20 protein-coding genes are annotated in these 19268 nt (G+C 31.6%); 12 read left to right on the top strand and 8 right to left on the bottom strand.

The window, feature by feature from the left end:
* Positions 1–123: 123 nt before the first annotated feature.
* The 3 genes from A4F88_RS13635 to A4F88_RS13625 form a co-directional block, all read right to left on the bottom strand.
* Positions 124–1110, bottom strand: coding sequence for an aldo/keto reductase (locus A4F88_RS13635; protein WP_068843162.1), 987 nt, complete (start codon positions 1108–1110; stop codon positions 124–126).
* 100 nt (positions 1111–1210) lie between these two features.
* Positions 1211–2098 carry a cysteine synthase CysM gene (gene cysM / locus A4F88_RS13630; RefSeq protein ID WP_068843161.1) on the bottom strand — a complete coding sequence of 296 codons (888 nt, stop codon included), beginning with the start codon at positions 2096–2098 and terminating at the stop codon, positions 1211–1213.
* Between the two features lies 1 nt (position 2099).
* Positions 2100–2891, bottom strand: a complete 792-nt coding sequence (locus A4F88_RS13625; RefSeq protein ID WP_068843160.1) for a serine O-acetyltransferase — start codon at positions 2889–2891, stop codon at positions 2100–2102.
* Between the two features lie 191 nt (positions 2892–3082).
* Here A4F88_RS13625 and A4F88_RS13620 point away from each other — a divergent pair, with 191 nt between their 5' ends.
* From A4F88_RS13620 to A4F88_RS13610, 3 genes are all read left to right on the top strand, one after another.
* A complete protein-coding gene (locus A4F88_RS13620; RefSeq protein WP_068843159.1) occupies positions 3083–3784 on the top strand; it encodes a DUF1003 domain-containing protein in 702 nt (233 codons plus the stop codon).
* A 371-nt stretch (positions 3785–4155) separates the two neighbouring features.
* On the top strand, positions 4156–4341 hold the full coding sequence (locus A4F88_RS13615) for a hypothetical protein (RefSeq protein WP_068843158.1): 186 nt from the start codon (positions 4156–4158) through the stop codon (positions 4339–4341).
* Complete coding sequence (locus A4F88_RS13610; RefSeq protein WP_068843157.1) at positions 4331–4882, top strand: Smr/MutS family protein; 552 nt, start codon at positions 4331–4333, stop codon at positions 4880–4882. The genes A4F88_RS13615 and A4F88_RS13610 overlap by 11 nt, the downstream gene beginning before the upstream one ends.
* 156 nt (positions 4883–5038) lie before the next feature.
* On the opposite strand, the gene A4F88_RS13605 is transcribed toward A4F88_RS13610, so the two are convergent.
* Complete coding sequence (locus A4F88_RS13605; protein ID WP_068843156.1) at positions 5039–6037, bottom strand: hypothetical protein; 999 nt, start codon at positions 6035–6037, stop codon at positions 5039–5041.
* A gap of 87 nt (positions 6038–6124) precedes the next feature.
* Here A4F88_RS13605 and A4F88_RS13600 point away from each other — a divergent pair, with 87 nt between their 5' ends.
* Positions 6125–7249, top strand: a complete 1125-nt coding sequence (locus A4F88_RS13600) for a cysteine desulfurase family protein (RefSeq protein WP_068843155.1) — start codon at positions 6125–6127, stop codon at positions 7247–7249.
* Positions 7250–7319: 70 nt separating this feature from the next.
* On the opposite strand, the gene A4F88_RS13595 is transcribed toward A4F88_RS13600, so the two are convergent.
* Positions 7320–7880 (bottom strand): L-threonylcarbamoyladenylate synthase, encoded by a 561-nt coding sequence (locus tag A4F88_RS13595; protein ID WP_068843154.1) that lies wholly within the window; start codon positions 7878–7880, stop codon positions 7320–7322.
* Between the two features lie 71 nt (positions 7881–7951).
* On the opposite strand from A4F88_RS13595, the gene A4F88_RS13590 reads away from it, so the two are divergent.
* From A4F88_RS13590 to A4F88_RS13580, 3 genes are all read left to right on the top strand, one after another.
* Entirely contained in the window at positions 7952–8905 is a 954-nt protein-coding gene (locus tag A4F88_RS13590; protein ID WP_068843153.1) for a WaaS/CpsH family glycosyltransferase, read from the top strand.
* A 107-nt stretch (positions 8906–9012) separates the two neighbouring features.
* Positions 9013–10152, top strand: coding sequence for a glycosyltransferase (locus A4F88_RS13585; RefSeq protein WP_068843152.1), 1140 nt, complete (start codon positions 9013–9015; stop codon positions 10150–10152).
* A 9-nt stretch (positions 10153–10161) separates the two neighbouring features.
* The gene (locus A4F88_RS13580) at positions 10162–10989 is read left to right on the top strand and encodes a polysaccharide deacetylase family protein (protein WP_082815771.1); all 828 of its coding nucleotides are present in this window, start codon (positions 10162–10164) and stop codon (positions 10987–10989) included.
* A gap of 81 nt (positions 10990–11070) precedes the next feature.
* Here the strand turns inward: A4F88_RS13580 and A4F88_RS13575 are convergent, their stop codons facing one another.
* Positions 11071–12048 carry a WaaS/CpsH family glycosyltransferase gene (locus A4F88_RS13575; protein ID WP_068843151.1) on the bottom strand — a complete coding sequence of 326 codons (978 nt, stop codon included), beginning with the start codon at positions 12046–12048 and terminating at the stop codon, positions 11071–11073.
* Positions 12049–12396: 348 nt separating this feature from the next.
* Between A4F88_RS13575 and A4F88_RS13570 the strand changes: the two genes are divergently transcribed.
* Positions 12397–13194, top strand: a complete 798-nt coding sequence (locus A4F88_RS13570) for a Kdo domain containing protein (RefSeq protein ID WP_143154973.1) — start codon at positions 12397–12399, stop codon at positions 13192–13194.
* 121 nt (positions 13195–13315) lie between these two features.
* Positions 13316–13960: a class I SAM-dependent methyltransferase gene (locus tag A4F88_RS13565; RefSeq protein ID WP_068843150.1), complete on the top strand. Its 645-nt coding sequence runs from the start codon at positions 13316–13318 to the stop codon at positions 13958–13960.
* 116 nt (positions 13961–14076) lie between these two features.
* Here the strand turns inward: A4F88_RS13565 and A4F88_RS13560 are convergent, their stop codons facing one another.
* Together A4F88_RS13560 and A4F88_RS13555 are read right to left on the bottom strand one after the other, a co-directional pair.
* Positions 14077–15138 carry a glycosyltransferase family 9 protein gene (locus A4F88_RS13560; RefSeq protein WP_068843149.1) on the bottom strand — a complete coding sequence of 354 codons (1062 nt, stop codon included), beginning with the start codon at positions 15136–15138 and terminating at the stop codon, positions 14077–14079.
* 106 nt (positions 15139–15244) lie between these two features.
* Positions 15245–16060: a 2,3,4,5-tetrahydropyridine-2,6-dicarboxylate N-succinyltransferase gene (locus A4F88_RS13555; RefSeq protein ID WP_068843148.1), complete on the bottom strand. Its 816-nt coding sequence runs from the start codon at positions 16058–16060 to the stop codon at positions 15245–15247.
* A 282-nt stretch (positions 16061–16342) separates the two neighbouring features.
* On the opposite strand from A4F88_RS13555, the gene A4F88_RS13550 reads away from it, so the two are divergent.
* From A4F88_RS13550 to A4F88_RS13540, 3 genes are all read left to right on the top strand, one after another.
* The gene (locus tag A4F88_RS13550; RefSeq protein ID WP_068843147.1) at positions 16343–16972 is read left to right on the top strand and encodes a PAS domain-containing protein; all 630 of its coding nucleotides are present in this window, start codon (positions 16343–16345) and stop codon (positions 16970–16972) included.
* A 216-nt stretch (positions 16973–17188) separates the two neighbouring features.
* Positions 17189–17605 (top strand): Holliday junction resolvase RuvX, encoded by a 417-nt coding sequence (gene ruvX / locus A4F88_RS13545; protein ID WP_068843146.1) that lies wholly within the window; start codon positions 17189–17191, stop codon positions 17603–17605.
* 121 nt (positions 17606–17726) lie between these two features.
* Positions 17727–19223, top strand: coding sequence for a malate:quinone oxidoreductase (locus A4F88_RS13540; protein ID WP_068843145.1), 1497 nt, complete (start codon positions 17727–17729; stop codon positions 19221–19223).
* The last annotated feature ends 45 nt before the right edge of the window (positions 19224–19268 follow it).

Raw genomic sequence — 19268 nt, 5'->3', positions numbered from 1 at the left:
TTATATAGATGTGCTAATATAGAAAAGGTTGCGTAAAGCTGTAAGATTTTTTTTAAAATTAAAACTTCTAAAATGTTGAAATTTATTGAGAATTTACATCTTAGAAGTTTTTTATAAAAATATTTACCAAAGCTGATGTACAGAAGGTTTGATGTATTCTTCGTAAATTTCATTCATTGCTGTTATTTTTTCAGGACTTAATTTAGGTAAGTCATAAACAGACAGATTTGATAATACATGATTTGATGTAGAAGCACCCGGAATAATACAGCTGATATCCTCAAAACTTAAAATCCACTGTAAAGCAATAGGGGCAAGATTGGTTGTTTCAGGGAATAATGCTTTTAGTTTTTCAACTGCTTTTAAACCTAATTCATAATTGATGCCTGAAAAAGTTTCGCCTTTATCAAAAGCATCTCCATTGCGATTAAAGTTTCGGTGATCTTGTGCGTCAAAAGTGGTTTTTAAATCAAATTTACCGGTTAAAAGTCCGCTTGCCAAAGGAACTCTGGCAATAATTCCGATATCTTTCTTTCTCGCTTCAGAGAAAAACAATTGCGAAGGACGCTGACGAAACAGGTTAAAAATAATCTGGACTGTTGTAACATTCGAATATTCGATTGCTTTTAAAGCTTCTTCCACTTTTTCGACACTAACACCCAGATTTAAAATTTTACCCTGATCTTTTAAACGATCGAACAGTTCAAAAATTTCAGGACGATAAAAAACTTCAGTAGGAGGACAGTGTAACTGAATAAGATCTAATGTTTCTAATCCCATTCTTTTTAAGCTGTCTTCTACAAATTTCTGAAGCACTTTTGGCTGATATCCTTCACTAACATGCGGATTAATATGTCGGCCACATTTTGTAGCTACATAAATACGTTCAGATCGTGAGCGAACTACTCGTCCAACAGCAGTTTCACTTAAACCGTTTTCATAAACATCGGCAGTATCAATAAAATTTACGCCATTGTCGATTGCGGTATTGATAAGTTCGTCAGCAGTTTTGTCATTAAATCCCGATCCCCATTTTCCGCCAACCTGCCAGGTACCAAGTGAGATTTCTGATATATTAAAGTTTGTTTTTCCTAATTTTCTGTAAATCATTTTTTTGAGGTTCAAAGGTTCTGGGGTTCAAAGTGGCAAAGGTTTTTTGAAGAGGTAAAGAAACTTTGTACCTCTGAACCTTTGCTACTTTGAACCTTTTTCAATCAAATAAATCCGAAGACAAATAGCGATCACCGCGATCACAAATCACAGCTACAACAACTCCGGATTCTAATTTTTCTGCAATTTTTAGTGCTACAGCTACAGAGCCTCCGCTGCTCATTCCGGCAAAAACGCCTTCTTCGAGTGCTAATCTTTTGGTCATTTCTCTGGCTTCTTCTTCACTAACATCTACAACAGTATCTACTTTTGAAGGATCAAATATTTTAGGTAAATATTCTTGTGGCCATTTACGTATTCCCGGAATTTGAGATCCGTCGCTTGGTTGTGCACCTATAATCTGAACTGCCGGATTTTTTTCTTTTAAGTAAGTCGAAGTTCCAATGATTGTTCCTGTTGTTCCCATTGCAGAAACGAAGTGGGTTACCGTTCCGTCTGTGTCATTCCAGATTTCCGGACCAGTAGTTTTATAATGTGCCTTCCAGTTGTCATCATTAGCAAATTGATTTAGCATTAAATAACCGCCTTCGGCCACTTTTTTGTCGGCATAGTCACGCGAACCAATAATTCCTTCGCTAGCGGGCGTTAAAATAACTGTAGCGCCATAAGCACGCATGGTTTGGGTTCGCTCTTTTGTAGAATCTTCAGGTAAGACCAATTCTATTTCAATTTGAAACAGCTGAGCAATCATGGCAAGCGCAATTCCTGTGTTGCCACTAGTGGCTTCAATTAACTTGTCTCCTTTTTTAATTTCGCCCCTTTCAAGTGCCGAAGCAATCATATTATATGCCGCTCTGTCCTTTACGCTTCCGCCAGGATTATTTCCTTCAAGTTTCAGTAAAAGTTTTACGTTTTTATTTTTAACCAAATTGACCGTTTCCATCAAAGGAGTATTCCCAATTAGGTTTAACAATTTCTGTGGACCCATTTTATTTTTTTTCTTTTATTTTAACTTCTGTTGTAGTGGTATTCAGTACAATCGATTCTGCCGGAATCGATTTGGTAATCCAGGCATTTCCTCCCACAATACTATTTTTTCCAATAACGGTTTCACCTCCCAAAATGGTTGCATTAGCATAAATACATACATTTGCTTCTACAGTTGGATGTCTTTTTGCATTTTTCATTTCCTTGCTAACGCTCAAAGCACCTAAAGTTACTCCCTGATAAATCTTCACATGTTTTTTAATGACTGTTGTTTCTCCAATAACAATTCCGGTAGCATGATCAATAAAAAAAGGAGAGGCAATATCTGCGCCCGCATGGATATCTGTTCCTGTAATACGATGCGCATATTCGCTCATTAACCTCGAAAAAAGCAGTAAATCTAATTTGTAAAGTTCATGGCTTAATCTGTAAATTGCAATGGCGTAAAAACCAGGATATCCCAAATAAACTTCGTCGATACTGTTTGATGCCGGATCATTTTTAAGTATATATTCTGCGTCCTGATTTAATTTTTCAAGAACTCCGGGTAGTTTTTCCAAAAAGCGATCCCAAATCGATTCGCATAAATTTTGTGGCTTTTTGCAGGCTAAAACGGCAATTTCTTTAAAGCGAATTTCCAGTTCATCAATACTTTCGCTTAAAGCGGCATTAGAATCAAATAGTGTATAAAAAAGCTTCTCGGTAAAATCTTCTGTTTTGGTTTTGATCCCGTAGTTTATATTAGAATGGCTTTTTAGAGCCTGTATGTTTTGTATGATAGTGTCTTTTGTCACAATTGTATAATTGAGTGGATTTTTTGAAACGTTAAAAGTAAGGCGTTTTTTGTAAATAAGGGCACGAATTTTACAAAGAAATTTTCTTTTGAGAATTGTATTTGTGATAAATAAAAGAAATGCAAAGAGTTGTATTTTTATATAATTCTTAAGGAGTTAATTGTGTAAATTAGCCAGTAAAATTTACAAAAATGAAAAATAATTCGACTTTTAAAAGTGCTATTTCTGATCTTTCCTTTCCAAAGAGCGAGAAAATTTATGGAAAATCCATACATGATCCTATTCTGGGGTTAATCATTGCAGATCATCCAACTTTTAGTGATGAAGATTGTATTGCAGTCAAAGAGTTGAATGTGTACCGTCAAAAATATATTTCGAACTATTTATCAACTGAAATCGGCGCGCTTTCTGATCTTGAAAAAAACGTAATTTCTTCACTTAAAGAAGATAAGTCAATTGTTTCTATTGTTGAAGATGAACCGGAATCCAGAAACTTTGGACAAAGAGTAGCAGATCAGGTGGCAGATTTTGGAGGAAGCTGGACATTCATAATTTCTTTTGTTGTGTTTATTGTAATCTGGATTGGTTCCAATGTATATATTTTGGTTAACAAAGGATTTGATCCCTATCCGTTTATTTTGCTTAATTTGATCTTGTCGTGTATTGCTGCCTTACAAGCTCCGGTAATTATGATGAGTCAAAATCGCCAGGAAGAAAAAGATCGAAATCGTGCCAAAAAAGATTATATGATCAACCTAAAATCAGAATTAGAGATTAGAATGATTCATGATAAAATTGATCATTTGATTATGCATCAACAACAGGAATTAATCGAAATTCAAAAAGTTCAAATTGAAATGATGAATGATATTTTGAATCAGATTAAAAAATAATTCTCTAAAAAAGAAAATTAAAAGTGATATTGTAAAACCTGTAACATGATATTTCTTCGGGGAAAATATCTAATAATTTTTTAATCTGTCTGAAACAAAGAAATCAAAAAAAAGGGAGGAAAATGGTCGTTGAATAATGTTCTGAAAGAATCTGAAACAGTATGCTGAAAAGTAAGAATTTTAAATACTGAAGAACAGCTTTTTGGTTTGAATGGTAAACAATATCTGAAAGCAAATAATAGTCATGTTTTTTAATTTTTTAAGCCCCTGTTTTTTGAAATTTAAAAGCAAAAATCATCAAGATCATTTCAGGAATATTGAACTGCTATTTTAAAGTTTTATACTTTTGAATCTCCAAATACTAAAATAAGATGAAAACATTTAAAATTTTAATAATGATTCTTGCGATCTCAGTTGCATTATATGAGCAGGTTTCGCCAGAAAAAAATATTTATATAACAGTAATTGCAATTGCAGTTTTCATGTTTGGAATGATGCAGTTAAGTGCAAAAACACCGAGTAAGAACCAAGATAAAGAGGAGCAGGATGTTGATTAAAGGAGATAAGGTTTCTGTCTTAGACGAAGCTATAAACGGAACAGTAGTTTCGGTGAAAAACAAAGAAGTTTTGATCGAAACTGAAGATGGATTTATGATGACATTTTTTGTCAATGAATTAATTAAAGTGCAAGAATCCAGTGATTTAATGAAATCTATTAAAAGAATTAATTTAGATGAGATTTCAAAAGAAAAAACAGAGCCAAAACCACGAAGTTTTGTGAAAGAAAAGAAGGATAAACGCGAAATTGCCGCTCCTGAATTTGATTTGCATATAGAAAAACTGGTTCCAAATAAACGCGGAATGTCAAATTATGATATTCTGACTTTGCAAACGGAAACAGCAAAAAGACATATTGAATTTGCGATCAAAAATCGTATTCCTAAAATTGTTTTTATTCATGGTGTTGGTGAAGGAATTCTAAAAGCCGAACTTGATTTTTTATTAGGACGTTATGACGGAATCGATTTTCAGGATGCCAATTATCAAAAATATGGCTTGGGAGCTACTGAAGTTTATTTTAGACAAAACAATAAATAAGCTGTTTTTTTTGTATAAAAACAGCTCTATATTAAAGCATAAAAAAACATCCATTTTTCAAGACTAATTTCAATAGGAAACCAGAATGAAAAATGGATGTTTTTTTGTAAGAATTTTAAAAGTGATTTTAATTCTCTATAACTTAATAAAAAGGAATTATTTAGAAGTTGTAAATGTTCCTATCAGGAATGTAGTTCCAGGCGTAAAAGTACTATTTCCTTTTTGGAATGTTGTGCTTCTAAGAACCACTTTGTGTCTAAATACATTGGTCTCTTCCGTTGTAGTAACTTCTATAATTCCGGTTTGATTTGTACTTGATCCTGTGTTAGCTACCCAGGTCGAATTTACAGGAGGACTGGAAGTCTGACCTGCACAAAAATAATCACTTGTTTTATCCGGTAAAGTACCTGCATAAGTTTCATAAGTGACATTATTTGTTGTAGCAGTTGCATTAATTACACGGGTTCTTGGTTGACCTGGAGGAGTAACTTCGTTTTTAATTAACGTATCATCGAAGTTTTTAATGATGACTGCAGAGGTTCCGTTATCGTTGTAAATTTTCTTAGCAATCTCACAATATCCGGCATTTGTATCTGTAAAACTAATTGCTACAGGATTAAGTAATTTTGTTGTGAAATTTCCAAAAGGAAAATCTTCCTGAACCTGATCTATACCGGAAGGTTTTGAAAATGTCACGTTTTTTAAATTGATATTATGGGTGTATCCTGTAATTTTGGTTGCTCCAGTCGTGGCATCCGTTTCAAAATCCTGCGTACTTATAATTACTATCTGTCCTGAAATCGCAACCCATTCCTGAGTAACATTTGGGGTTTTAGGTGGTATTGTACCACAAATATTGGCAGTCGCTACTGTACCATCATAAGCTCTGTATAGAAAACGATAAGATCCGTTTCCGTTAGAATCAATATTATAAATTATAGGAGTTCCAGGTACTGTAACATCATTTTTAATACTATTAGGAGGGAGTTGTAATAGTAATGATTCCTGACTTTTTAATTTATAGATTAGCCTGTTAATTGTATCACAACTTTGCGGTGTAACACTATCAAAATTAACTGAATCGACTGTTAGATCACCATCATCGCAACCGTTTAATAAAAGCGCAAAGAATAGAAGGCATGCATATTTTTTCATCGTAATTTTATTTGACGTCAAAAATAGTGAAAAATTTCGCAAATGATATTTAAGATTAGACAATTGATATTTCTTAACTTTGCAGCAATGAAAAAAGTATACCTCGATAACGCCTCTACAACTGCTATGCGCCCTGAAGTTATTCAGGAGATGACAAAAGTAATGACAGAAGATTTTGGTAATCCGTCTTCGACACACAGCTATGGACGAAATGGCAAGACAATTTTAGAACTTTCCAGAAAAAGTATTGCTAAGCATTTAAATTGTACAGCGCAAGAAATTATTTTTACTTCAGGCGGGACCGAAGCAGATAATTGGATTCTTAGATCAGCAGTTGAAGATCTTAAAATTGAGCGTATTATTACCACGAAAATAGAGCATCATGCAGTGCTTTATACTGCATTGGCATTAGAGGCAGATTATAATATTCAAGTTGATTATGTAAATATAAACACAGATGGAAGTATTGATTTAACCCATTTGTCAAATTTATTGGCCGAAGAAAAGAAAACAATTGTGAGCTTAATGCATGTAAACAATGAAACCGGAACTGTTTTAGATCTAAATAGAGTTGGGGTTGTCTGTAAGCAATATAACGCTTTGTTTCACTCGGATACGATTCAGTCAGTTGGCAAAACAGAAATTGATCTGCAAAATACCCCAGTTGATTTTATTGTAGCAAGTGCACATAAATTTCATGGACCTAAAGGAGTTGGGTTTGCTTTTATTCGAAAAAATTCCGGTTTACAACCCTTGATTTTTGGAGGAGAACAGGAAAAAGGGCTTCGTGCCGGAACAGAAGCTGTGCATCAAATTGCCGGAATGGCCAAAGCTTTATCTCTTTCGTATGAGAATTTAGAGCAGGAGAGAAGCTATATTACAGACTTAAAAATGTATTTGATCGATCAACTTGAAGTTCATTTTCCAGGGTATAGAATCAACGGAAAAAAAGATGATTTTTATAATATTATCAATATCATTTTGCCCTTTTCTGCAGACAAAACATCTATGCTTTTGTTTAGTTTGGATATGAAAGGAATTGCGGTTTCGAGAGGAAGTGCCTGTCAGTCCGGAAGTATAAAACCTTCGCACGTTTTAAAAGAAATGTTATCGGAGACAGATTTAAAATTACCAAATCTCCGAATTTCATTTAGTCATTACAATACCAAAGAAGATATTGATTGGTTGATAGAAAGTTTGAAAACTATTTAGAGATTCAAAGGTTCAGGGTTACAAAAGAACAAAGGTTTTGTAATAACTTGAAACCTAAAGCGAAAAAAAACTATTTTCTAATGACTTTTACCTGAGAATCCTTCGTTAACTTTATAATAGTCGATGGTTTTCCAGCAACTCTGTCGTGGTATAAATTTACGACATAATCAACACCGTTAACAATTTCCGGATTAATATCTTTAAAAGCAATAGGTGTAGGTTGTCCTGAGATGTTGGCCGAAGTAGAAACCAAAGGCTTTTTCATTCGCTCTAATAATTTAAAACAAAATGGCTCTTTTACTAAACGAATTCCAAGAGAATTATCTGCCGCAATGATGTTTGGAGCGACATTTCTTGGTCCGTCCAGAATTAATGTTGTTGGTTTTTCAGATAAATCTAAAATTTGCCAGGCTACTTCCGGTATATCTTTAAATACATTGTACATCATTTTTTCGCCATTCATCAAAACAATCATACTTTGTGTTTCTGCACGTTGTTTGAGTTTGTATATTTTGGCAACAGCTTCCGGATTAGTCGCATCACAACCAATTCCCCAAACCGTATCAGTTGGATAAAGAATGATTCCGCCTTCTTTGATGACTTCGTATGCTTTTATTATTTCTTCGTTCATTATATAATTAGGAATTATTTGAGATATTTCTATTTTTGTTTAAAATAAATTTAATTACAAAGATAAGGATAATGGCAGATAATAAAAAGATAGCTATAATAGCTACCCATTCATTTGGATATATAGATTTCTTAGTCAACAAATTAAAGAGTTATGAAAATGTTGATTTAATTTATATTAATATAGATTCCATACCTTTTAAGTATAAAAATAAACTTTCAAGAGTTAGTAATGCAATTTTAAAACTGTTTTCTTTTTCAGGATTGAAAGAAAAAAACAGAACAGATTTTATAAAAAAAACGCTTTCAGGTGATAAAAAATTTGATCAGGTTTTGATTATACGACCTGATAAATTAGAGAAAGAAGCCTTGATTTTTCTAAGAGAAAATACAATAAAAATGACTAGTTTTTTCTTTGATGGAATTGAAAATTTTGTAGATCAAAAAAAAACATTATCGTTTTTTGATACTATTTTTAGTTATGATAAAAAAGATGTTGCAGATTACAATTTTAAATTCTTAACTAATTATATTTATGATGATAAAATTGAAAAGAAAGAAATAGAAAACCTGGCATTTAATATTTCGTCTTTTGATCAACGTTTTCCTTTTCTGGAAAAAATCGCACATTATTTAACCCAAAATAAGATTTCGTTTCTCTTTATCGTAAAAAAAGACAAGCCTTTTGTGCATGATACAATCACAATGTCAAAGAAATATTTGCCCATTAGTGAAGTAAAAGATCATATTGCAACTAGCTTAGTATTAATTGACTTACAAAAAAAGAAACAAAATGGTTTAAGTTTTAGAATTTTTGAGGCTTTAGGCTATAGTAAAAAGCTAATTACTAACAATCAGGATGTTGTAAATTATGATTTCTACCATCCAAATAATATTTTTGTTGTATCAGAGGATAATGTTGATATACCCGTTGAGTTCTTTAAAACAGAGTATGTAGAAGTAGATTCTGACATTGTTAAAAAGTACAAATTAGAGAATTGGATTTTTGAAGTTTTCGGGGTTTAGTTGTGGTCATTTTGTTCTTAAGGTATTTTTAAGCTAAAATTTTGTGATATAATAAATTAGAATCCAAAAAACTAGTACATTCGCAAAATTAAAATGATCTTATAAATATGCGCTTAGTACATTTTACTGCTTCAAAAGTCTGGAGGGGACATGAGCAGATGATAATAGATATTTTTGAATCTTTAAGAGATAATAGTTCTGTAAACGAACAACTGATTATTTGCCCAAAAGATTCGGAAATTTTTAAGGTTGCAACTCAAAAAAAGTTGGAAGTTTTAGGATTAGATTTTAAGTCTGAGTACAGTCTTGGCTTTGCGAAAAACTTCAAAAAAGAAATTGAAAAATTTGATCCTGCTGTTTTATTTCTTCATAACAGTAAGGCACATACTACTGCAGTTTTGTCATCCGTTTTTTTTGGTCTAAAAGTGCCAATGGTTCTTTTTAGAACTCTGATAAAAAATGTAGGGACTAATTTCTTCAGAAAATACAAATACAATTATAAGTTAATCAGGAAAATTGTTTGCATATCAGATCCTGTAGCAGAAATTCTTAAACTATCTGTAAAAGATCACACAAAACTAACTGTTATTGGTAGTGTTGTTGATACAGATAAATTTGTGAACAATGCAAAAAATGGGTTTTTACATCAGGAATTTAATATTCCTTTAGACCATAAAATTGTTGGGAACGTATCTGCTTTTTGTAAAGTAAAAGATCATTTTACCTGGGTAAATACTGTCGAAGAATTGTATAAAAGAGGACTTAAGGCAAAATATGTTTTAATTGGCGAAGGTTCGATGGAGCAGGAAATAAAAGATTATGTTTCATCAAAAGGATTGGAAAATGAAATTATTTTTGCAGGTTTTAGAAAAGACATACAAAAATGCCTTCCTGAACTGGATTTATTTTTATTTACTTCCAAAAACGAAGCAACAGGAGGAGTAATCTTAGAAAGTTATGCGTGTAAAGTTCCGGTTGTAGCAGCAAAAGCAGGAGGAATACCAACTGTTTTATTGGATAATGAAACAGGTTTACTGGCAGAAGTTGGAAATGCGATTGATTTTGCAGACAAAGTTGAAACTCTAATCGATGATGAATTAATGAAGGAGAAATTCATACAGAAAGGATACGACTTTTTGATGAGTACTTCGACTCGTTTGATTATTGGGTCTAAAGTTTTTGCAGTTGCAAATGATGTTGTTGTCAACGAAGTTCCTAATAATGTAGTTGTTTATAATGCATTTTAAAAAACGTTTATGATCTATATTTTTTCAGTTTTATTTATTTTATTACTTGTTTTTTTGATTGTAATAAATGCTCAGTTTAAGTTATTTTATCCTGCTAAAAACAAATTAAGAATTCTAGAATATCATTCTATTTCTACAAATGGTTTTGAAGATCAAATTACTATTAAAAAGGAAAACATAATTGAGCAATTTGAATACCTGAAAAAGAATAATTATACAACTTTATGGCTTTCAGAAGTTGATGCTATAAAAAACAATAAGCAGGAATTGCCTGAAAAATCAGTAGTGTTAACCTTTGATGATGGTTTTTTAGATAATTATACTGAATTGTATCCTTTGTTAAAAGAGTATAATTTTAAAGCAGTCTGTTTTATGGTTCTAGGAAGAATTGGTAAGAGAATCGACTGGAGCGGAAAATTTATTAATGATAATGACAATATGCAGTTGATGAATAAAGAGCAATTATTGGCTATTTCTTCTCATATTGAATTAGGCTATCATACCTTTAAACATGATAATTATGCCCATTTATCATTAAATGAAATAGAAAAAGATTTGCAGCTTTGTCAGGAAGTAATTACCAGAGAAGAACTAAATGTATTTCCTGCTTTAGCTTATACTTATGGAGGTTATTACAGAAAAAAAGGACCAGAACAAGCTCAGTTTTTTGAGTTGTTAAAAAAATACGGTATTAAATACGGACTAAGAATTGGAAACAGAATCAACATATTTCCAATGACAGATATTTATAAAATACAGCGTATTGATATTAGGGGCAAAGATTCGTTTGAGACTTTTAAAAAGAAAGTAAAGCTGGGCAGAAAGAAATTATTCTAAATAAAGATTTGGTTTTTACTAATTCAAATTTGAGGGTAAACTAGTAAAAACCTTATCTGATGCGCTTTTTAAAAAGATATCTTAAGAAACATTTCTCATAATTGTATTTTCGATCCAGCCTTCTATAGTGTATTTATTCAAAATAGAATCGGGTATTTTTTCATATTCATTTTCAAAGAAACCCTTTGGAATAACTGGATTTTTCTCATCAATAATCAGAATATTATTGGGATTGTAAAAATCGTAATTTTTAATGTCGGGATTTGTTGTAATTAGTTTTTTCTCTAAACCAAGACTTTCAAAAACCCTAAAAGTTAAACCGCTTTGACCAATTCGGTTAATATCTAGCAATACTTTTGAACGATGTATATAATTGTTTACTTCTGTTAACGGTATTTGTTGATTGATATAACTAATGTTGTCACTTGTGGGTTCATGTTTTTTATCAAAAATTAAAAATTTGAAATTAATATTTTTAGCTTTTAATTCTTTGGCAACGCCAGTTAAAATAGGTAAGCGTCTGTCAACCGAACTAATGTTAAAAACATCAAAATCAAATGAATTTTCAGTATTTGAAGCAGTATCAGAATTGTAAATCCAGTTTGGCATAAATTTTAAACCAAATTTTTCACAATCTTCTTTTTCAAAGGAATAAGCTTCATCAAAATATTTAAAGACACGAGCTATTTTTGGACAGCGAAAACTGTTATCATTAAAATAACCAATCGATTTTTTGGTGTATTTTTTAAATTCAATAATACTTTTAGGATCGATAAAGTCTCCTTTAATAGTTAAAATTGCATCCTGAATTTGTTCGTTTTGTTTTAATTGTTTGATAATTTCCTTGCCATAATACAAGTTTTTCAAATTTCTGTTTAAAATGTGTTTTGAAAAAAAATTGTACACTTTATGAAAAGGCGTTGGGTATTTGTACTTAAAAGAATTAAAATCAATGTGAGTTACATGATGTCCTTGTTCTTTAAGTGCTGTTGCTATGTTTTTGTTTAGCCCCCAGTTATCAAAACTAATCAAGGTAATGTGCATGGTAGATTTATTCATGTTGGTGTAAAATTAGTTAAACCTATTTTTTATAAATTATATAATTTCCACATTCAGTAATAAATGCATGATGTAATTATGTAATATTATAATCATTAAGTAGGGTTTTTTAGTTTAAATTAATTCTCATTTTTTCCTGCTTCATTGTATCTTGATATTCCGATTTAGGGCGGTAAATAAGAGTATCAGTAAATAAAAATTTAGTCAACAATGAAGTTTTATTAGATATTAGACTAATTTTGTTGTCAAAGGTTTAATCCGGAAATAAAAAAAAATAAAAAAAATATCTACAGAGAGAAAAACGCTGATTTTATTGGGGTTTACAGATAGATTTAATCATAAAAAAACATGGCTTATAAATTAATTATCTCTAATAATAAAGAAAATTTTACGGAAGATAAAAGTAAAAAGGAGTACAATGCGGTTCTCTCACTTATTCAGAATTTTAAAAATTCCGGTGAACTTTTTGGAAACGGAGACCGCAATAAAATTAAATTGTTTGATTGGAATGGAAAGACATTCAATATTAAATCGTTTAAGATTCCAAATATTATTAATAAGGTAGCGTACAAATATTTTAGAAAATCAAAAGCAAAACGTTCGTTTGAATATGCTACAATCTTATTAGAAAAAGGAATCGGAACTCCTGCTCCAATTGCATATTATGAGAATTTTAATTTTTTAGGCTTAAAAGATAGCTACTATGTCAGTGAACATTTAGTAACAGAATTAACATATAGAGAATTAGTTGAAATCCCTGATTATCCTGATCATAACAATATATTACGACAATTTACAAGATTTACCTTTGAGCTACATCAAAAAGGAGTGGAGTTTTTAGATCATTCTCCCGGAAATACTTTGATTAAAAAAGTAAGTGAGGCTCAATATGAATTCTTTTTGGTCGACTTGAATCGAATGAATTTTCATCATAACATGACTTTCGAACAACGCATGAATAATTTCAGACGTTTAACACCAAGAAAAGATATGATTGAAGTAATGAGTAATGAATATGCAAAACTTTATACTGATAAATCTGAAAATGAGATATTTGAATCCATGTGGTTTGCAACAACTCACTTTCAGGAAGAATTTGCTAAAAAGAAAAGACTTAAAAAGAAACTTAAATTCTGGAAGTCGTAGTAGTCTAATTCTCTGTTGATTTTACTGAAAAAACTTTCATTTGAGAAGATTTTCTGATCTCAAAACATCAAAAAATAGTTTTATTTATTTCTGATTTTATATATTTAGAAAAAATATATAGATGAATTACGATAATAAACCGGGACATTATTACAGCAAAGTTCGTTATGAAATGCTAAAATACTTACCTGAAAACGCTACAAAAATATTAGAAGTAGGTTGTGGAAATGGCTGTTTTGGAGTTCTAATTAAAGAAAAAAGCAATAAAGAGGTTTGGGGTATTGAGATGATGCCTGAAGAAGGAGCTAAAGCTAAAGAAGTTTTAGATAAGGTTTTTGTTGGAATGTGCGAAGATTTCATTGATGATCTGCCTGATAATTATTTTGATGCAATTTACTTTAATGATGTTCTGGAACATATGTATGATCCTTATGCTTTATTGAAGGAAATTAAAAAGAAGCTTTCAGATAAAGGTGTTGTTATTAGCTCAATTCCTAATATTCGTTATCATAATCAAATGACTATGTTTTTGCTAAAAAAAGACTGGAAGTATGAACAACATGGCGTAATGGATTTTACTCATATGCGATTTTTTACAGGAAAAAGCATAAAACGAATGTACAAAGAAGCAGGATATGCTATTAAGATTCATGAAGGTATTAGGAGAACTGGATCATTCAAGCCTTATTTGTACAATATTTTGTTTCTCTTTACTCAAATGGATATATTTTATTTGCAATATGCTACTGTTGCTTCAAAAGATTAACTTTTTAAAATACCCGAAAGCAAATAATGAGCTTAAGAATAAATAATGAGGAACAGTTTCTTAATTTCTGTTCTTCATTATTACTCCTTATTATATAATAGTATCTGTTTTAAATACTAGATATTTTGATCTAAAAATTGTTTGATTTTCTCTTTAAAGAAATCAGGTTTAAATTCCTGATATAAAGACAGAGATTCTTTTTTAAGCATTTTTTCGGTTTTTTGTTCGAATAAGTCAGAACGATAATCTTTCAGATGTACCGATAGATGGTGAATTTCGTCTTCAAAAGTAGCCCAGATCTTCTTTTCGATCCATGGAGAAAAAATTATAAATGAAGGTTTTTCCAACGCTTTCGCCATGTTTATTGCTCCGCCATCATTACCAATAATTAAGTCACACTGATTCATTATACCTATAAAAGATCGCAAATCACCTCCCAGTAAATCAAAATAAATTTTTTCCTGAGTAGAAGGTTTGCAGGCATTAAAAACAGTTTTAGCCTCTTCTAATTGCTTTGGAAAATAGTTAAATAGGATATTTACATTAGCATTATCAGCGAAATAATCGACTACTTTTGCCATGTAATCTAAAGGATATGTCTTTAATTTCTCGCTTCCTAAAAGACTAATCATTACTGTTTTGCGATCTTTTTGAACATTATGTTTTTCAAAAAATGCGATAGCTTCCTGATTTTCTTTTTCAGAAACAAATAACTTCGGAATTGGATCAATTTTTATTTTTAAATCTAATGGTCCTAAAAGTGAAAGTCTTCTTTCAATTGCCAAGCCTAAATTTGTCTTACGAAAAGGTTCAAAAGGTACATTGTTAGTATAAAGGAAGTTTCTGCCTGGCTTTTTATAAGATATTTTTCGTTTGGCATTACTTAATAAAACCAATATCCAGCTTTCTAATTTTGAATAGGCATCAATTAATAAATCGTACTTTTCATTTCTGATCTGAAGTCCTAAACGGAGTAATTCCTTTTTGCTTTTACGGTGTTTTTCTTCAAATAAAATAATATTACTAATATTTGAATTTCCTTCTAAAACAGGAGCTGTAGAGGCATAAACCAAATAATCTATTTGAGCATCCGGATAAGCAGCGCGTAAATTATTGCAGATAATACTGCTAATCAAAACATCGCCAATCATTTTTTGCTGAATCACAAGTATCTTCATAGAGAAAAAAGGAATCTTTTATAAGATTACAAATTGAAGCAAAAAAAGTCCAAATTCCAATTGATAGTGATCGGAATTTGGATTTTTAATTCGTTTTTATTTAAACTTATACTGCAACGTCGTATTCACGAAGCGCATTATTCAATGAAGTTTTTAAATCTGTAGATGGTTTGCGGGTACCAATAATTAAAGCACATGGAACCTGAAACTCTCCGGCAGCAAACTTTTTGGTATAACTTCCAGGGATTACTACAGAACGTGCAGGAACAAAACCTTTCATTTCAACAGGCTCATCACCAGTTACATCAATAATTTTTGTTGAAGCAGTTAAACAAACATTAGCACCAAGAACGGCTTCTTTACCAACATGAACGCCTTCTACAACAATACAACGAGAACCAATAAAAGCACCGTCTTCGATAATTACCGGAGCAGCTTGTAGTGGTTCTAATACACCACCAATTCCAACACCACCACTTAAGTGAACATTTTTACCAATCTGTGCGCAACTACCTACAGTCGCCCAAGTGTCAACCATTGTACCTTCGTCTACATAAGCACCAATATTTACATAACTAGGCATTAAAATAACACCACTGGAAATATAAGCTCCGTAACGTGCTACTGCATTTGGTACTACACGAATTCCTTTTTCAGCATAACCTCTTTTTAGTAACATTTTATCGTGATATTCGAAAATACCAGACTCCCATGTTTCCATTTTTTGAATTGGGAAATACATAACAACAGCTTTCTTTACCCATTCGTTTACCTGCCACTTATCACCAACTGGTTCAGCAACACGTAATTTTCCTGCGTCAACCAATTCGATAACTTCTCTGATAGCATCAGTTGTCGCTTTTTCTTGTAATAAAGCTCTGTTTTCCCAAGCTTGTTCAATTATAGTCTGTAAAGAATTCATAAGTTTTAATTTTTGGCAAAGATAACGTATTTGTAGAAAAGCAAAAAAGTTAAGGGACTTGAAAAAGTTATAAATGTAACTTTTTGTTTTTAATTTGATAAATAAAAATAATTCAATAAGAAACTTAATTTTAATAACAAGCCACTAAAAGTTTTTTTTATATCAAAATATGACAAAAGTCAGGTTTTGAATTTTTTCTTCTCAATACTTTTGCCGGATTAAATCTGATGAATCAGAATTTAGTATTACCAATTCCAAATCATAAAATATAATCAACAAGAAATGAATCAAGAAAATCAACTTCGAACTCCAGTGACAGTTATTGATAAAGAAGTTACATGGGATAAAACGCAAGTAATTATGAGTAAAACAAATGCTTTTGGTATTATCGAATATGCCAATGAAGTTTTTGTTGATGTTTGTGGTTATGAAGATTACGAGTTAATGGGGCAACCACATAATATTATTCGTCATCCGGATATGCCAAAGGTGATTTTTAAAGTATTGTGGGAAAATCTTAAAAATGGAAAAAACTTTCATGCTATTGTAAAAAACTTAGCCAAGTCAGGAAGATACTATTGGGTGATTACAGATTTTGAGATTGCACGTGATGAACATGGTGTTATTGTAAATTATTTTGGAAGAAGGCAAGCAGTTCCGCAAGAAGTTATTGCGATGCATATTGAGCCTTTATATAAAAAACTACTTCAGATCGAAGCTGCAAGCGGAGTAGAGTTTAGTGAAAAATATCTGATTGGATTTTTAGAGGAAAAAAAGAGAACTTATGTAGAATATATTAAGGAGTTAATATACGAACATGAGAAAGCGCAATCAAAGTTTGCGAATTATGAAGCACAGGAAGATGATGAAGAGGAGGAAAGAGGATTTTTTAGAAGATTATTTAATAGATAAGTTTATTGTATTTTTTATTAGTTTTAAATAGTTGGGTAAATCCGTTTTGAATTTTCAGAACGGATTTTTTTATATGAATTACAAAGAGGTCTTTCTTGTAATATCGAAACTTAATAGTATGCGGCACAAAAAGTTTATCTTTGCATTCTTAAATGTATTATATGTCATTATATATAATAAGTGTTGAAATTTTGTTTTGATATAAAATCTAAAAAAATGCCAAGAATCCTCTCTATAGATTACGGACAAAAACGAACCGGAATTGCGGTTACAGACGAAATGCAAATTATCGCATCAGGTTTAACAACGATTCCAACTACCACCTTAATAGACTTTTTGAAAGATTATTTTACGAAAGAAAAAGTCGAAGCAGTCTTAATTGGGGAGCCAAAGCAAATGAATGGACAGCCTTCAGAAAGTGCATCGGTTATTAAAGGTTTTGTAACTCATTTTTCGAATATCTTTCCGGATATGAAAGTAGTGCGAGTAGATGAGCGTTTTACTTCAAAAATGGCTTTTCAGACTATGATTGATAGCGGATTGAGTAAAAAGCAACGACAAAATAAAGGTTTGATCGACGAAATTTCGGCAACAATCATGCTTCAGGATTATCTTTCTTCAAAACGATTTTAAAAATTATATTTATTCATTGTAATTCAGATTCTTTTTTAGAAAAACATAACTTTTATCATGCAATTTTAGTTTTTTTTTGCAATTATAAAAAGTACCTTTGCACTTTAAAAATAATACAGTCATGCCTAACGAAACAATACGTTCTAATAGTGAAGTAGTACTCATTGGAGCGGGAATTATGAGTGCTACCCTTGGGGTAATTTTAAAAGAATTACAACCTGATATAAAAATTGAAATTTACGAAAGATTAGATGTTGCTGCTGCCGAAAGCTCAGATGCCTGGAATAATGCAGGAACAGGACATTCAGCTTTTTGTGAGTTAAATTACACTCCGGAAAAGGCTGACGGAAGTATTGATCCCAAAAAAGCAATAAGTATAGCAGAATCATTCGAGATCTCGCGTCAATTCTGGTCTTATTTAGTGCAACAAAATAAAGTGCCATCTCCTGATAATTTTATAAAAAGTGTTCCTCATATGAGTTTTGTTTGGGGAGAAAAAAATGTTGAGTATCTAAAAAAGAGATTCGAAGCATTACAAAGTAATCCGATTTTTTCTCAAATGGAATTTAGTTCAGATTTTGAGCAATTAAAAAAATGGATGCCACTTGTTATGGAAGGCAGAGAACCTAACGAAGCATTGGCCGCAACTCACATGGAAATTGGTACCGATGTGAATTTTGGAGCGCTGACCAGAAGTATGTTTAATTACCTGGAAAAATTAGACGGTGTTTCTTTGTACTTTAATCATGAAGTAACAAAACTGAAACAACGTGAAGATAAATCCTGGAGAATTAAAATTACAGATTTAGCTACAGGTCAAAAACGAAAAGCATATACCAAGTTTGTATTCATTGGAGCTGGTGGAGGATCATTGCCATTATTAGAAAAAGCAAATGTTCCTGAAGGAAATGGTTATGGAGGTTTCCCGGTAAGTGGTCAATGGCTAAAATGTACAAACCCTGAAGTAATTGCAAAACATCAGGCTAAAGTTTACGGAAAAGCAAGCGTTGGAGCACCTCCAATGTCTGTTCCTCATATAGATACCCGTGTAATTGATGGAGAAAAAGCACTTCTTTTTGGTCCTTTTGCCGGATTTTCAACACGTTTCTTAAAAAATGGTTCTTATTTAGATTTACCATTATCTATAAAAGCAAACAATTTGATCCCAATGCTTTCGGCGGGATATCACAATATTCCACTTACCAAATATTTAATTGAACAGGTTCGTCAGTCACCAAAAGACAGAATGAAAGCTTTGCGTGAATATTTGCCTACAGCACGATCTAAAGACTGGAAATTAGAAAGAGCGGGACAACGTGTACAAGTCATCAAAAAAGATGAAAAAGAAGGCGGAGTTTTAGAATTTGGTACAGAAGTAATTAATACACATGACGGTACTTTGGCAGTTTTATTAGGAGCTTCTCCCGGGGCATCAACTGCAGTTGCTATTATGGTAGATTTAATTAGCAGATGTTTTACAAGTCAGATTAAAACACCGGAATGGGAAGCAAAAATGAAAAACATGATCCCTTCTTACGGACAAACTTTAAATGATAAACCAGAGTTTTTAGCAGAGCTTAGAAAACATACTTCTGAAGTTTTAAAGCTGAATAATTAATAATAATCTGGAAAAAATATAAGGGCTTAGTTTTTTATCAAAACT

The sequence above is a fragment of the Flavobacterium chilense genome (assembly GCF_001602525.1).
Classification (GTDB): domain Bacteria; phylum Bacteroidota; class Bacteroidia; order Flavobacteriales; family Flavobacteriaceae; genus Flavobacterium; species Flavobacterium chilense.
Note: the sequence above shows the minus strand (reverse complement) of the source record. Positions and strands in the feature narration are given on the sequence as shown.